Source organism: Methylocaldum szegediense (assembly GCF_949769195.1).
Classification (GTDB): Bacteria; Pseudomonadota; Gammaproteobacteria; order Methylococcales; family Methylococcaceae; genus Methylocaldum; species Methylocaldum szegediense.
The window spans coordinates 4,688,186-4,702,610 of record NZ_OX458333.1 but is presented as its reverse complement, the minus strand read 5'-3'; the positions used below and the strand labels follow the sequence as shown (position 1 = coordinate 4,702,610).

The window sequence follows — 14,425 nt, the reverse complement described above, 5'->3', positions numbered from 1 at the left end:
GATTTACCTTCGTTGGTTGATGTTGAATCCCGGGCGCGCTCAATCTTCGAGCACCGCCATGATGTCGTCCTCGCGCATGACGACGATTTCCTCGCCATCGATCTTCACTTCGGTGCCGGCATATTTGCCGAACAGCACCTTGTCACCTACTTTGACTTGCAGCGCGCGCACCTGTCCGTTGTCCAGAGTCTTACCGTTCCCCACCGCGAGAACTTCCCCGCGCATCGGTTTCTCGGCAGCCGTATCCGGAATCACGATTCCTCCCGGCGAAGTACGCTCTTCTTCGACACGCCGTACGATCACACGGTCACTCAAAGGACGAATCTTCATCACACTCTCCTATTCCTACTGATGATGTTTTGGCTAACGAGCGGTCAACCAAACCCAAATTTTGTTAGCACTCAACCAAAATGAGTGCTAATCATAGCTGTCGAGCATTTCATGTCAAGGTTGGCGCCCTTTCGTCTTCCGTAAAGTTGTTGTAGGGGCGAACTTGTTTTGAAAAATTCGCGATTTTGAATTGAAAACTTGATAGGGGCGCTTTCGTAGCAAATCAAGTAACGCAATCAACTTTAGGAAGTTCTGATCAAGTTGATGCCGTTTCTTTCCCAATAGATGGAATACAGCATCTTCAAAGCTGCTTTAATGAGCGATTTAACGCCTCTACTTGGGGGCTCTCCTTTTTCAGTAACGTCGCTTAGTTTGAGACTGTGTCACGCCAAAAAGAAGGCCAGACGGTGCGTGCCTGGCCCAAGCTTAAACCGGTGCGAGCCTACGCACTACACACCGGTTTCCGTTCCCCTCTCTCAGGAGCCGTGATTTCTCAGGGTTTTCCGACCGTAGCTCTTCACTAAGCCTTTATCCTCGGCACGGCGGTAGGCGAGATACGTTTCCACTCTCTCGAATTCGGCCCGGAGTTCCGGCGAATTTTGCCACTCGGCCGTTCTCGCTTCGCTAAGCGCCTGCACGTACTGATCAGGGTTCAACATCATCGAATTGCAAATCGCCTGTTGAGCGTTAGACAGCATGGGATGCTGACCGTAGGAGTCTCGGCGCCCGGCGCCATCTTCCATCTTTGTCCGGTAATAGGCGTCTTCCGACACTCCCAGCTTGCGGCAAACTTGCAGTTCGGTTTCCGTCAGCAGGCCAGATGCCAAAAGCGGCGACTCGGAGCGGGCGGCGGCGACTTCCAGCATGCCATCGAGGGCCGGAACGTTGGTGAGCGCCGCATTGATGATTTCGAGAACCTCGCCGGTGTGCTTGTCGAACCGGAACACCGGGGAGATGTAGCGGTATTCGTTCGAGCGGATCATTGCCTTGGCCCGTTCGGTCCACATGACACCCACCGCGAAGAGTCCCACGCCGTCTACCCACTCCATGCCGGTGAACCAGCCCGCCGCCGGCGCCGGTTGGCCGTTCTCAGCGCTGTTGAGGGTTTGATGCTCGTAATCGATGACGCGGGGATTCTTCGCCGCCTGGAACCGCTCGATGACGCGCTGCGCGATCTCTCGGTCAATCCGCCAGGCATAAACACCTGCGGGCCGTCCGTCTCTCGCCCGAAAGGTGCCGGCGGGCAGTAGTTGGACTCTGTTCTGATTGGCGTCCACCTGAAAGGACAAGGCGGCGGAGGCGGAGTGATCATTCAATGCCATAACGTTTTCCTAAATGTTCGATGTTTTGCTTCGTTCAATCCCGTCAGTAGCGCTTGGCCTCGCGGCTGTTAGCCTTGTTGACCTCGGCCACGATGTTGCCGCCTTTGACGTCCACGGTGACCGCCAGATTGATCTCCTTGCCCATGATCGAATCGATCGCGTCGGCGATGGGGTTGGCGACGGAGCTATCCAGCCAGTCCATGAACGGCGTGCCCTGAGCTCGGGCGTTGAAGTCCTTCCCAATCTGGTAGCCACTCAGCAACGAAAGCCCGCCCAGGCCGGCGGTAATGCCCGTTCCAATGGCCCCAGCCCCGGTCAGCGCCCCGACGCTCGATCCGAGGATCGTTCCGCCGGCTCGGGCCAATAATGCCCGGCCGCCGCCCAGGATCGCGCCGCCGGCCCTTGCCAACATGGCCCGGCCGCCGCCGAGCAGGGCGGCAGTTCCCGCGAGGAGACCGCCACCGCGACCGCCCATCATCCCGCCGACCACGCCGGCCGCGGTGGCCGCGGCCGCGAGAGTCGCCAGGGACGTCGTGGCGAGCGCCAGATTGGCGGTCAGATCCGGGTATTTCTGCGCGTAGTCGGCGAGCTTCTGGGCGGTTTCGCCGATGGATTTGTTGATCCCCTCGAAAGCTTTCTGCAGCGCGATCTCCCCTTCCGCCACCACCGATCCAACCCGGAACCCCGGTTCGGACTCGAGGACCGCCATGTTTTTGTCGGTCGCGCCGGACGAGGTCATTGTCCCGCCCATAATCGACTGTAGTTGCTGCCGGTCATTCATCAGGCCCAGAAAGCCGAGGAGCGCCTGACGATCCTGCAAAACCCGGCCAATCACGCTGCCTTGTAGCAGGGTCGTTTGCCGATCCAGTATTTCCCGACGCTCGCCCCCGGTTGCCGAGGCGGCCTGCTTTTTCAGCGCGACGAATCGCTGGTCGCGCGAGACGACCTCATCGACCAGTTCCATGAACGCTTCTATGGCGTTCAAGCCCCTAGCCTGTTTTGCGGCTAGACTGTCGCTCAGGTCGATCCCCAGCTTTTTGAAGTCGGCGGCGGTATCGGGCGAATTGATCTTGGACAGCAGATTTTGCATGTTCAGACCAGCCTGTGCCGGGGTGCCAGCCGTGATGGCCGCCATCTGATTCGCTGCCAACAAAAACGCCAGGTCGCGCTCGCCACGCATGCCCAAGTTCGCCGCCTGTGCAAGCTGGCTGGGGAGGTCGCGCGCCATATCCCGGACCTCAAACCCGCCCAGCTGACCGGCGGTCAACGCCATATCGAAAACCTTGGCCAGGCGGTCGGCGCTAACGCCGAACGACTGCATCGCGCGCACGCCGATCGTGGCCATTTCGGTGGGATCGGCGTTGGCGGCGACCGAAGCGCGCATCACCGCCGGCAACATCGTGATGGCGTCTCCGGTTTGGACGGCGCCTGATGAGATGATTGAATTGAGCGCTTCCAGCGCCTGCTCGCGGGTGCTACCACTGCGGCGGACCGCTTCCTGCACGGCGGCATCGAGCTCGCGTTTGCCGGCAATGCGTCCGGCCACGTCGCGTTCGCGGAATGCCGTATTGGTGGCATGCGCCAAGCTCTGGCTGTAGTTCATGGTGCGGCCGACGACTGGGGCCACGACCGCCTTCGCGGCAACGACGCCGGCGACGGTCTGGGCGGCGCGCTGGAGCATCGGGGTTCGGCCCAGTTCGCGGTTCAGCTCGGCGATCCGCTGGCGGGCCTGGCGCGCGGCGCGTATCTGCTCATTGAAGCTGAGCTGGCCCGATCTCGCTAAGCGCCGGTAGGCCGCACCGGTTCGATCGATCTCGCGCTGGATCATGCGCTCGCTGCGCATGCCGAGCTGCTCGCGGGCGCGCGCGATTCGGCGCATGGCGTCGCGCGCCGGCCGACTGGCATCGTCACGCGCCGCCAGGCGCAGCATCAATGTGAGGAGGCGGGTGCTCATAGTCCCACCAAACTTTGCCATTCGGCCAACGCGGCGGGGTCATCGGCCAAGAGTTCCGCCGCGACGGCGGCTTCCAGCCGACCGTTCAATTGTGTAAGTTCAGTCTCGGTCATTGCGCTCTCTCGTCGTTTATGGGCTTAATCGAGCAGGCCGATTTCGGCCGCGATCGCCTGCTGCCGTTCTTTGAGGTGTTCGGCCGGCGGGAAGGAGTCGCCGATGACCGGAGCGAAGGCGGCTCGCACCGACCCGGCGCCGAGCCGGGTTTGGGCTTTGGCAAACACCGCGAAAATGCTGTCCACCAGTTCCTGGTGCTGCCTGAACTCTTCATAGAGGCCATCCAACTTCGCACTCCAGACCGCCCGCTCGGCATTCTCCATTCGGTCTCGGCAGTCGGTCAGGACTTCGGTCGATTTCGGCAACCGGGCGTTGAGGTTGGCCATCAGCTGTTCGAAATCGGCCAGTTCCGCCTGATGTTGGGCGAGAAGGGTCTTGGCGTTAGCGAGATCGGTTTTGTTCAGGGCTTTCGCCACCAGGCTTTTCTGTGTGGCGATGGCGCTCCGTAACCGGTTGATATCCGGCGCAAGGTTGGCGGCCTGTTCTCGGAGCTGCTGAACCTCGAGGTCTGCGGCTTGGAATGCATCCCGCGCCTCCCGGTAATCATCGAGCGCCGCCTGCATCCGGATATCCCAGCGGTCGAGTTGGGACCGATCGGCTTCCAGCTTGGCAAGTTGTTTTTCGAGGTCGGCCACCTGCTGCTCGGCTTGCTTTAAAAGGCGCTCCTTTGCGGCCAAGTTTTCTTGCGCCTGCGTGAGCAGGTGGCGCTCGTTCTCGGCAACATTCTCCGGGCTGTAGCCGATGACGACATTGTTCGCCTCGCGCTTCGCTTGCTGCGCTCTGAACTGATTGGATTTAGCGGTGTCCAGCTGTTTTCTCAGCGCGTTGATTTGGCTGTCGAATTCGCGCCGCTTGGCGGCTTGTTCGAGGAGGGTTTTATCGGTCATGACGGTCTTCCTTTGAGAGGTTGGTGGTTGTTAAGGTTTCTTGAGCGAGCCGGGCGGCGGCAAGGTCCGCTTTGAGGGCGGCCTTTTGGATGGTATGAATGTGCCTTTCGGCGAGCCGATATTTCAGCGCCAGCTCTCGAATACTCATTCCCTGAGATCGATCGTTCAGAATGGCTCGTTTGCGGGCTTCCAGGATCAGTACATGTGACTGCGGAATGTAGAGGTGCGCCAGGCCGCCGAGTGCCGTCGACAACGCACACGCGTTCTCGAATCCCACCAGTTCGGCCAACGGATGATCCGGCTTCATGCGCTTGGGCACGTAGAGCCGGACTCCGCCGTAGGTTTGCGCGATTTTCATCGCGTTTTCCGGACCAATCAGGGAGGCTATTTCCTGCAGGACACCAGGCAGTTGTTCGAAGTCGAGCACGAGTTCGCGCTGAAGCTCGACGTTGACCTTCTGGAAGCACGTGGGACAAAACAAACGCGTTCTCCGCCGTTACTCTTTCAGGCGGAAATTGTTCACCCAAAAGACGGGTGGATTAAGACTGAACAGATTCAGGGGCAAAGAAAAGCCGGCGGGGAGCCGGCTGTGGGGAACGCGATCTTATCGAAAAATCGACTGGATCTCCAAATCACTCGGTTAGCTGGCGGCAGTCGCTCAGGGTTGCCTCGAACCGAGGTACGCTCGTGCAGTACCCGCCGCGCGCAATATCCACCACGCACCCGGCGGCGTGAGCCGCAGCCAGATGACACGCCCGATAGGCCGCAGCGGCGCCATTTTCCGGCTGATCGTTCCATTCAATCAGGTTGGTGCGTAGATCGTCCATCAATGCCAGCGCCAACGCGTGATCGCCGGTACGATCCGCGTGTTTTAGCTCGGCCTCCATCTGCTCCAGAGCCTGCGCGGTTATGCGCGCCGCGAGCCGCGCCTCCGCTTCATTCCAGGGGCGGCCCACCAGGCCGGCGGCCTCCAGTGACGCCGGAACGGAGTTGGGCCACGGCCGAAATGCCCCCGGAATCAACATGAAAGCGGCCCCAACCAACAAGCCCCCGCCGATCTGGATGATCAGCGACCACCCCTGTCGGCGGGCCGCAATGGCCCAGCCGATCCAACCGCCGAAAAACGCCGCAAGCATCAAGTCCTCGATCATGTTAACCCCCTGCATGTCCAGTGGACCGCACACCTAGCCAGCGTTTGAGGCGAGCGCCCAGGGATTCAGCCGCCTCCGCCTCTTTGATCAGCGCATTTATGCGCTGCTTTTCGACATCGAAGCGCTCAACAACGGCGGCTGCGCTGGCGCGGATCTGCCCGGGATCCTGAACCGGCCCGCCGTCGTCGGCCGACAAGCACGCGCGGATCTGCCGCAGTTCGGTCTGCAAGTCCGCAATGAATTCCGCCAAACAGAGATAGCCGGCAGCGAGTCCAGCATCAAAGCTATTCTGCTGCTGCGGCGCCGTCACAACCTCATCCGCGAGCGTGAACGCCTCATCCAGCCGATTACAGAGCGCTATCGATCCAGCATGGATCGCGCGCAAGGCGTGTGCGCCGGGCTCGTTGGCCGCCGCGCGGATCGATGCGACATCGCCGCCGATCTCGCGGATGAGCGCCGCAAACGCATAGCGGGCCTGAAGAATGCCGAGTTCGAAATTCCTATCGTTTGTCATGTTCGCCCTTTACCAGAACTCAGTTTGCGAATGGAATGGCTGGGAGTGCCGGAAACACTCGATGAGGCTACATGCTTTCTGGCGCTCTACGCTTGTCTACGACGCTCTCAGAGGCTCGCGAATCGGCAAAAATGGGCGTGAAAGCCGTTTTTGAGTACCCTAAAGCCGCGGGAGCCCCAGATTTAAACGGGGTTTTATCGGTTTTGAGAGAACGCCAGTCGGAGCATCAGAAACCGCTTTTGTCGCCGCCCATAGCAAGTAGGCGATCTTTGTGCCGGCGCCAATAGCGGCCCAGGGACGACTTTGATATTGATCGCTCGGGACCGAAAGTCTCGCGAATCATCAAGGCCAAGTCCGCGAAAGTTCGCTGGACGATTTCCCGATCGACATAGGCGCGGAGCTCTTGATCGACTTCCAGGAGTGACGGCGTCCCCCGGCGATGCTGCCGGCGCCATTCAACAAGAACTTTAGCGCGATAATCCGTCATTTGGTGGGATTTCACGCGAAATGACAAGAAAGGTTAAGGGTGAACAGGTTCAGTGGCGATTACTCAAATCTAGGAAGCGAAGCTTGCCGCAAGACCAGGATATCAACAACCTTCCCTTGCACCGAGCGATTGAAGCCAGTTTAAAGGCGGCTTTCATGGAGCACCTTGCTGCGGCCTCTTGGCCACCGAGCCGGGCGATTGGTGCAGGATGATCTGTATGCCGTTCTGGATATGATCGGGGATCATTTGCGCCGGGCACTGTGGGCCGGCTGAACGAGAGGCGCGTAGAGCAAAAAAAATAGGCCGCCCGTTAAGGTGGCCCGGAACGTTCCAATTCCGCGTGTTTTGGAAAAATTTAAATCCATTTAAATGGGTTTACTTTTGCCCCTCGGAGCAATCCCCTTGCCCTTTGTTGTCACCCGTTGAAATCCTCGGAACTTCCATAGGGGGCAATCGGTCGATTCGCAGTCTCTCACCATGGCCTTAACGATATTCGGATGGTTCGTATCTTCGCCGCCCATGCACCGGTAACAAAATGCGGCGATTGCCCGCTTTGCGGACCTGGGGTGATTCGCTGAAGCCTCGCGTGGGGTTTTCGTCTTGACGTTCGGAGGGCGAGCCATGACAACCTCCTCAATCGGTTTGCCGCGATCCGGCGGAAGACGCCCAACCAAGCTCCTGGGCATTGTGGAAACAGCATCGGTTGGTCCGCACGACTTGCTGAATGCCGTGCCCCGTGGCTTTTGTCAGGATCGGCCGGAAACCTTCGGAGATGTGCACCGCTGCACCGGTTTCGCCCACACATGCCGCGTCCATCCAGTGATCTTTGGGATCGCGTGTTGCTCGATTGAACATGGTGCACCCACCCGACCAAAAGCCGGTTGGTAGGCCGAACGAGTGAATCGCGGTGCTGATGGCGGAGCGCTTCAACATCGAAAAAGAGTTCAGTTTTCAAGCCGAATGACGTCAGCAATCACCTCGCTCACCTTGGTCTTACCGTCCGGAGCGCAGGAATAACTCAATGCCGCCGCCCGTTTTCTCGCGCCGGCTTCGGTTTTGAATCTGGCTCTGCATATCTTGGTAATCTCCGTCCCGGCGACAAAATCCCGCTGGGTAATTCGTACTGCATACATTGGAATGCCCCTTACTCGAAAACAGGTCTATATCGGCTGCTCATCAGGCCCAAGGCGCCGCCCTTGGGCGACCGGGGCTAGGCCCCGGTTTCGCAGTTCCTGCGACCGGCTTGCGGCATAATCCTTGCGCTTAAGCTGACACCTCGCTACCCAAGCTGTCGATAACTCCCTCAGACAAGTCGTGAATAACTTCGAGAATGTCTGAAACGCGGGTTTGAAGCTCCTCATCATCGATGGACAAATCGGAGTTGGAGACCAACAGTTGACAGGAAGCCCATGCCAAAGCCTTGATCTTGTTTACCTTCCAGTACGATTGATCAATCAGCTTCCGATATTGATCGATTCGCTCGTCTCGTGGGTCCGGCTTTTTCTTCGGAAAATAGCCGGCCTTTTTCAAAGCCTCCAACTCTTCGGCGGTCGCGTCCTCAACGATCACACTCCCGCCCCAGAAATTAACCTGATCGTAGAGTTTGCCGTTTGCCGCGACGACCGGTTCCGGTCCGTGCGAATAATCCAGCTGAGCCTCAAATGGCCCCTCGTGGGTTCTGATGCGGACTTTCATACCGACACCCCCGTTGCCGAATAGTCATTCGGCTTCCGTCCATCCAAGGTGCGTCTTCTCTGAAGCCTCTTGGCCTTTGCCGCGTTTCGCTGTCGGCACTTCGACCTAAGCCGGCGCAAGACACGATCCAGGTCCCAGCGCGTGAGAAAGCGAACGTGATCGACGCCGGCGACCTGCCGGGCCAGGGCTATCAAGCGAGGATCGCCCGTACCGTTCCAGCCCAATTCCTGCAAGACGGCTTCGAGCGTCTCCTGTTGTTCCGCGGTCGGGCGATCCCAACCCGATGCCCCTCGGACAAAATGCCCGAGAAAACCCGCCCCGGTTAAATGGGTGAGAATTTCGCGCAGCTCGCCATCGGTCAGGGTTGAATACCGCGAATCCGGATAGGTGCGGAAGATCCAGCCGGCGATATCGATGCCTTCCCTTTGATTGATTTGGACGGCGAAATGGAGAATCCGGAATAAGCGGGCCTGTTCTGTTGCGTAATGGTTCATGACGCCGCCCTCCCCTATTCCCCGATGCCCAGCGATTTGCCGGACGCTTTCAAGAGGCGTACGTCAACCGGCAAGCCGCTGTGCTGCGCCGCGACCTTGGCTTGCCGGATCAGCTGCACCAACTGGCGCAACCCGCCCGGCAACGAGGCTATGCGCTGCGCCTAATCGCGTTCCTTGCGCCCGGAAATGCCCCAGGATTCCAGGATCACGTCAACGTCTTCCTCCTTCGGTTGGGTAATGTGCAAGCGCCGCCCGACGCGGGAATAAATTTGCGCGAAGGCCGCAGCCCTCATCCCGCCGCCTTTCATGCGCGCGAACACGGTCTCGTTCCCGACGAACGCCAGACCGATGCCGGTCTCGTCATGCAGGGAGCGGAGCCCGTCGAGCGCGCGAGCATTCAAGTGCTGCGCTTCATCAATGATCAGCAGGCCCTTGCTCTTGTTATATTCCATGGCGTCCCTCATGCGGTTCATGACTTCCTTCGCTAGCGTATCGGTGCGGGACGGACCGCCCCAATAATCGACCGCTTCCGAGACCTTCTGCAAAATGGCCGTGGGCGTCACGGAAAACTGGCTCGCAGTGACCAGCCAGACGTTGGGCGTTGATCTCCTGAACTGGCATAACGTGGTCGTCTTGCCGACACCCGCGCCGCCGTAAATGACCGCGAGGGTCGGCGTTTGCGCGGCAAACGTCAAAGCGGCGGCGATCTCCTGCGCCGTGGGCGTTTCCACCCATTCCGGGTCAACCGTGTCGAAGGTGGAAGAGCCTGCTTCGATCTCATCAGCCCAGGCCCGCAGGCGGTTTATCAGCTCGTGCGGAAGTTCAAGGCCCGGCTCGTCCGCCTGTTCCATCAAGGCATCGATCAGGGCTCTTGAAACGCCGGCCTCGACGGCGATTCGGGAGGGCTTGGCCCCGGATCGGGCGATCTTGTCCCGAAGGGGCGATAAATCGATAGCACTATTGTCTAAAGCAAATGATTTCATATAGGATTGTCTCCGTTTTTTTGGTTTTGGCGGCCGTCGAGCCGCCGTTTCTATTGGTCCGGTTTCAAGCGGTCACTTGGAACCGGACGTCTTTCAATCGCCTTGGTTGGCCGCTAGCTGCGCCATACCTTCATCGAGCAGGCGATTAAATTCCTCGATACTCATTTCATCGTCGTTCTCCTCTTGTTGAGGTTTGGTGTAATCCACGTCGGGCCGTAACGGCACGACCACTTTCGGACTTGGCAGCCCTGAGCCCGATCCCCGGATTTCCCCGGTTTCGGTGTCAATGGATTCTTCGTCTTTGGAGAGCCAGTTTTCCGCCCGGAACATCTCTTGTTGCGCGGCGGCCTGTTGCTTTTTGCTTTTGACGAACTGTCGGTTCGCGCGCATATGGTCTTTCGCCGCTTGCTGATCGCGGAAACCGGTTTTTTCGATCAAGGGGGCATCGCAGATGAATTTCTCGCCGTCGTACACGGCGATCGGCTGCAAGGCGTCTTCGGGATTGAAGCGGAGCACATAGGTGCGATCCCGCCGGAGATCGGCGCACTTCTCCGTCCAATAGCGATTGCCGAGCACCGTAAAGCTGCCGTCTTCCCGGTGCGGCTTCATGGCCTCGGCCGCCAACAAGCAAAGCCGGAGCTGTGTCGCCGTGGGCTGGCGTACGGGTGTGTAAGCCAACAGTTCCGTATACACGTCCCTTGGGCTTTTGCCGTCCATGCCGTCGCCGCGATGGGCGCGTTCGTGGTAGGCGTCGATATCCTCGGCCAGGAGGACTTTATAGGTTTCGATCGGAATGGCGTTCTTGGGGTCGCAGTCTTCGGGCTTGGCATCAGGATGATTGCCGCAGTAAGCACCCTGGCATTCGCGGCGCCGATCTGTGGCCGCTGGTATCCTCCACCAGGGTTCGATAGGTTTAGATTGACCATGGTCCGGAGTCGCCCAGGACACCTCGATTCCCATCAGCGGAAAAATGCCGGGAATGTCTTCGTCCCGGACCTTGAACCGGTAGCGGTTGGGGACGCCCCCGGTCAGCAGCTTCGAGGCAAAACCGCGCCCGTTGTCCATCAAGACAACTTCGGGGATGGCTTTAGCGGTCTCCGCCGCCTTCTTGAAGGCCAGGCGGATCAAATCGGCGCTTTCCGTCTTGCCGATCTCGAAGCCGAGACAGACGCGGGTTCGGACATCGATCCAGGCGACGATAATCGGCCGGCCGATGGTACCGTCCGGCCAGCGGCAAAAGACGTCCGCCTTGCGGCCATCGGCACACCAGATTTCATGCAGTTTGAGGCCGCGGTAATCGCGCTGTTGCGCTGGGTAGATCCGCTCCAAGGCTTTGAGACCTTGCCGCCGCGCGACTCTCCACCAATGGGGCAAGGCGTTGATGCGTCGTTCCACGGTATCGAGGCTGGGAATCACCCACCCACGTTCCCGCGCGAGCTTTTGAGCGCGCCGGTAACAATCCGCGATGTTGGGATTGCTCAACCGCCCCCAGTCTTCCTTGATGAATTCCCAAGCGGCTTCGGTAAACTCAGCCTGTGCGGTGCGGCCTTTCCACTTGGGCATCAGCAACGGTAGCCAAACGTTCCGAGGTTGGCCTTTGACCAACTCCCGAAGACGCCACAGCGTAGGTCCCGAGATGCCGAATTCGGCCCGAATGAGCTGGGCGATTTCGGTCTTTGGCGTGCCCTGGAATTCGAGGTCTTCGTAGGCTCTGAGGATCTTTAAGCGCTCTTGGGCTTCGCGCTTGCAGCCGGCCGGCGCTCGGTCGTAACGATCCCAAAGCTCTTGCGCCTCCTCGTCGTTGACCGGAACGGGTTCCAGCTTCACCCTTTCCGGAATCTTTCCGGCCGCGGCTTCTTTCCGTGCGATGTCCCGCTGTTCGGCGTTGACACGCTCGGCCCATTCGCGCGAATCGCCGAGCTTCTCGACCTCCTGCCGTGCCTTCTCCAAAATCCACTTTGCTTTGGCTTCCTGAGGAAGACTGGATAAAGGAATGCGGTATTGCCAACCACCATTCCCCTTTACCCTCCTTGCATCGAGCTTTCCGCTATCAATTCGTCGCTTTACAGTGCTCTTATCCACTCCAAGTAATGCAACAGCTTCTTGAGTGGATAACCAAACGTCCCCATCACCCGGAAATGAGTTAAAGTCTGTATTCTCAGTAGTTTGCGTAAGGTGTTGCGCTCTGTTTCTGTAGGAAACTGGATGCAACACCTTGCCTGAAAAAGGTGTTGCATCGTTCATTCGACAATTTCTCCATTTTTGAGTCCCAGCTTGACAGCTATAGCATGGGCTGAACCCCAATGGCCCTTGGCTCTGCCGTAGAGAACGTTTCGGACATGATCCGGTTCGAAGCCATTCTTGCGAGCCCATTGAGCAATGGTTTCGCCGCGGTTGCGTAGCTCCTCGCGTACTTGTTCAACAGTTTTCATTTCGATACCCTCACCAACGAATACCATCAAATGATGGTATCCAAAAGAATACCATCGTGTTTTTATGTATGCAATTACATATCTTCGGTAAAAGACTACGTGAAGAACGAGAGCGATTAGGCCTAAGCCAAGAAGCGTTCGGGGCTTTAGGCGGCGTTAAGAAATTGACTCAGTTGAAATATGAAAAAGGCGAGCGCGCACCAGATGCTGTCTACCTTGCGGCAATAACCGCAAAGAATGTCGACATCAATTACTTACTAACAGGTAAGCGCCTTGAAGTAGAGGCTTTGATGGACGACGCGGCCGCGCACCACCATCTTCTAATAATGATTGCCTTGAAAATCGGCATCGATACAGATGCCATGGAAAGGTTGATATTTGACGCTTGGAAAAACGAGGAACGACGGACCGCCGGAAAAGCTGTAGACGACGCTGCCATTGGCCAGCGCTTAGACGAGCTCCTCGCTCAATCAACTTTAGCACGCAACGAAGGGATCGATCCTGAGCTACTTTCAGAGGTTATGGAAACCACCGAGAACATCCTTAAAGCCTCTAACATCACCTTACCGATCTCGAAGAAAGCTCGGGTGATTGCTCTCCTCTATCGAACCTTCTTTAAGAACAAGAAGGTGGATGAGGCGGTTGTCCAAGATGCTATTCTTGTGGCGGCCGAATGACGGTCCTGTTCGGGCGTCGCTTAATTTGAGACTGGCGTGGTTTTTTGGGGTTGCTTGCCGCTCTTGGATTGAACATTTTCCGCCACCGCCGCGCCTCGCTTGCCAGTTTTCATTTCATGTGCGGCAACAAGCGAAAAACGGCCGAATTTTTCAAACCTCTCAAATGCCGTTTTTTCGGTCTTTAAATCCCCGAAGGCCGCGCGCTACCCGCGTTCCCACGCCTTCCCGCATGATCCCGGATAATCCCGCGTCCTCTTTCAAACTAAATGCGCCCTAACAGGAGGAAAACAACATGGACCGCACCGAACGCTTCTACAAAATCGATCACCTGATCCGCGAGCGGGAAAACGTCGCTCAAAAGACATTCCTTGAAGAGTTGGGTATATCGGCCGCGACTTTCAAGCGGGATCTCGAATATATGCGTAACCGACTCAACGCACCGATCGTCTGGGACCGAAAAACCCGCGGCTATCGTTTCGGAACACCAAACGGCGATGCAGCCTACGAACTGCCAGGGCTTTGGTTCAACGCCTCTGAAATCCATGCCCTTCTCACCATGCGGCAACTGCTCAAAGATCTGCAGCCGGGACTGCTGGAACCCCATATTCAGCCCCTGCTCGCCCGCCTCAACGCCTTGCTCAGCACCGGCGATCACGAATGGGAGGAAGTGGAAAAACGCGTCCGCGTGTTCCACGTCGCACGGCGAACGGTCGATCTTCAGCATTTCGAGGTCGTTGCGACTGCGCTGCTCAGACGCCGCCGGCTGCACATCGTCCATTACAACCGCCATACCGACGAAACCTCCGAACGCACGGTGTCGCCGCAACGCCTGATTCACTACCGGGAGAACTGGTATCTGGACGCCTGGTGTCATCTCCGTGGTGCCATCCGTAGCTTTGCCATGGATGCGCTACGCTCTGCATCGGCATTGAACGAACCCGCCGACGAAATTTCGGACGAGGAGTTGGACAAAGAACTCGCGTCCGGATACGGCATCTTCGCTGGCGCCGAAGTCCACTGGGCCAAATTACGCTTCACCCCCGAACGCGCCCGCTGGATCAGCTACGAAGTCTGGCATCCCGAGCAAAAGGGCCGGTTCGAAGCCGACGGCAGCTATGTACTCGAAATCCCCTATGCCGACGACCGCGAACTGCTCATGGACATCCTCAAACACGGCGCGGCAGTTGAAGTCCTTGCCCCGAACTCGCTTCGCGAGCGCCTGAAAGAAACGATTCAGGCGATGGCTGCCCGTTACGGATAAAAAATTTTCACGGGTCGATTTAGTGGCTCACGCCCTGAGCGACTTGCTGTCGTAGAGTATCTCCGTCGTTATACCTATCGGAGATACGATCATGTTCAACAGCTTCTTTTCAATCGTGAAACGC

Annotated in this window: 18 protein-coding genes and 1 other RNA gene; 2 read left to right on the top strand and 17 right to left on the bottom strand. The window is 58.2% G+C overall.

Annotation, left to right across the window (positions count from 1 at the left end; translation table 11 throughout):
• Nucleotides 1–39: 39 nt before the first annotated feature.
• The 17 genes from groES to QEN43_RS20590 form a co-directional block, all read right to left on the bottom strand.
• Nucleotides 40–330: a co-chaperone GroES gene (gene groES, locus QEN43_RS20670; protein ID WP_026608727.1), complete on the bottom strand. Its 291-nt coding sequence runs from the start codon at nt 328–330 to the stop codon at nt 40–42.
• A gap of 476 nt (nt 331–806) precedes the next feature.
• Complete coding sequence (locus QEN43_RS20665) at nt 807–1,652, bottom strand: phage protease (RefSeq protein WP_051331358.1); 846 nt, start codon at nt 1,650–1,652, stop codon at nt 807–809.
• A 43-nt stretch (nt 1,653–1,695) separates the two neighbouring features.
• The gene (locus tag QEN43_RS20660) at nt 1,696–3,606 is read right to left on the bottom strand and encodes a phage tail tape measure protein (protein WP_026608717.1); all 1,911 of its coding nucleotides are present in this window, start codon (nt 3,604–3,606) and stop codon (nt 1,696–1,698) included.
• Between the two features lie 137 nt (nt 3,607–3,743).
• Complete coding sequence (locus QEN43_RS20655; protein WP_026608716.1) at nt 3,744–4,607, bottom strand: coiled-coil domain-containing protein; 864 nt, start codon at nt 4,605–4,607, stop codon at nt 3,744–3,746.
• Nucleotides 4,597–5,088 carry a Mor transcription activator family protein gene (locus QEN43_RS20650; RefSeq protein WP_026608715.1) on the bottom strand — a complete coding sequence of 164 codons (492 nt, stop codon included), beginning with the start codon at nt 5,086–5,088 and terminating at the stop codon, nt 4,597–4,599. The genes QEN43_RS20655 and QEN43_RS20650 overlap by 11 nt, the downstream gene beginning before the upstream one ends.
• 151 nt (nt 5,089–5,239) lie before the next feature.
• Nucleotides 5,240–5,773, bottom strand: a complete 534-nt coding sequence (locus QEN43_RS20645; RefSeq protein ID WP_156912602.1) for a hypothetical protein — start codon at nt 5,771–5,773, stop codon at nt 5,240–5,242.
• The gene (locus QEN43_RS20640; RefSeq protein ID WP_026610111.1) at nt 5,760–6,272 is read right to left on the bottom strand and encodes a hypothetical protein; all 513 of its coding nucleotides are present in this window, start codon (nt 6,270–6,272) and stop codon (nt 5,760–5,762) included. The genes QEN43_RS20645 and QEN43_RS20640 overlap by 14 nt, the downstream gene beginning before the upstream one ends.
• 226 nt (nt 6,273–6,498) lie before the next feature.
• Complete coding sequence (locus tag QEN43_RS20635) at nt 6,499–6,759, bottom strand: hypothetical protein (RefSeq protein WP_026610110.1); 261 nt, start codon at nt 6,757–6,759, stop codon at nt 6,499–6,501.
• A gap of 633 nt (nt 6,760–7,392) precedes the next feature.
• Entirely contained in the window at nt 7,393–7,614 is a 222-nt protein-coding gene (locus tag QEN43_RS20630) for a hypothetical protein (protein WP_156912703.1), read from the bottom strand.
• Nucleotides 7,615–7,703: 89 nt separating this feature from the next.
• Complete coding sequence (locus tag QEN43_RS20625; RefSeq protein WP_026610108.1) at nt 7,704–7,892, bottom strand: hypothetical protein; 189 nt, start codon at nt 7,890–7,892, stop codon at nt 7,704–7,706.
• A gap of 30 nt (nt 7,893–7,922) precedes the next feature.
• Nucleotides 7,923–7,988, bottom strand: an RNA gene (locus tag QEN43_RS20620) — hammerhead ribozyme type II.
• A 34-nt stretch (nt 7,989–8,022) separates the two neighbouring features.
• Nucleotides 8,023–8,454 (bottom strand): hypothetical protein, encoded by a 432-nt coding sequence (locus QEN43_RS20615; protein WP_026610107.1) that lies wholly within the window; start codon nt 8,452–8,454, stop codon nt 8,023–8,025.
• A complete protein-coding gene (locus QEN43_RS20610) occupies nt 8,451–8,948 on the bottom strand; it encodes a phage protein GemA/Gp16 family protein (protein WP_026610106.1) in 498 nt (165 codons plus the stop codon). Before QEN43_RS20610 ends, QEN43_RS20615 begins: the two co-directional genes overlap by 4 nt.
• Before the next feature lie 14 nt (nt 8,949–8,962).
• Entirely contained in the window at nt 8,963–9,091 is a 129-nt protein-coding gene (locus QEN43_RS20605; RefSeq protein ID WP_268870468.1) for a hypothetical protein, read from the bottom strand.
• An 18-nt stretch (nt 9,092–9,109) separates the two neighbouring features.
• Nucleotides 9,110–9,931 carry an AAA family ATPase gene (locus QEN43_RS20600; RefSeq protein WP_026610105.1) on the bottom strand — a complete coding sequence of 274 codons (822 nt, stop codon included), beginning with the start codon at nt 9,929–9,931 and terminating at the stop codon, nt 9,110–9,112.
• A 93-nt stretch (nt 9,932–10,024) separates the two neighbouring features.
• Nucleotides 10,025–12,175 carry a transposase domain-containing protein gene (locus QEN43_RS20595; RefSeq protein ID WP_084161849.1) on the bottom strand — a complete coding sequence of 717 codons (2,151 nt, stop codon included), beginning with the start codon at nt 12,173–12,175 and terminating at the stop codon, nt 10,025–10,027.
• Complete coding sequence (locus QEN43_RS20590) at nt 12,172–12,363, bottom strand: DNA-binding protein (RefSeq protein WP_026610103.1); 192 nt, start codon at nt 12,361–12,363, stop codon at nt 12,172–12,174. Before QEN43_RS20590 ends, QEN43_RS20595 begins: the two co-directional genes overlap by 4 nt.
• Nucleotides 12,364–12,431: 68 nt before the next feature.
• Between QEN43_RS20590 and QEN43_RS20585 the strand changes: the two genes are divergently transcribed.
• Nucleotides 12,432–13,040: a helix-turn-helix domain-containing protein gene (locus QEN43_RS20585; RefSeq protein ID WP_051331587.1), complete on the top strand. Its 609-nt coding sequence runs from the start codon at nt 12,432–12,434 to the stop codon at nt 13,038–13,040.
• A gap of 292 nt (nt 13,041–13,332) precedes the next feature.
• Complete coding sequence (locus QEN43_RS20580; protein WP_026610102.1) at nt 13,333–14,301, top strand: helix-turn-helix transcriptional regulator; 969 nt, start codon at nt 13,333–13,335, stop codon at nt 14,299–14,301.
• The last annotated feature ends 124 nt before the right edge of the window (nt 14,302–14,425 follow it).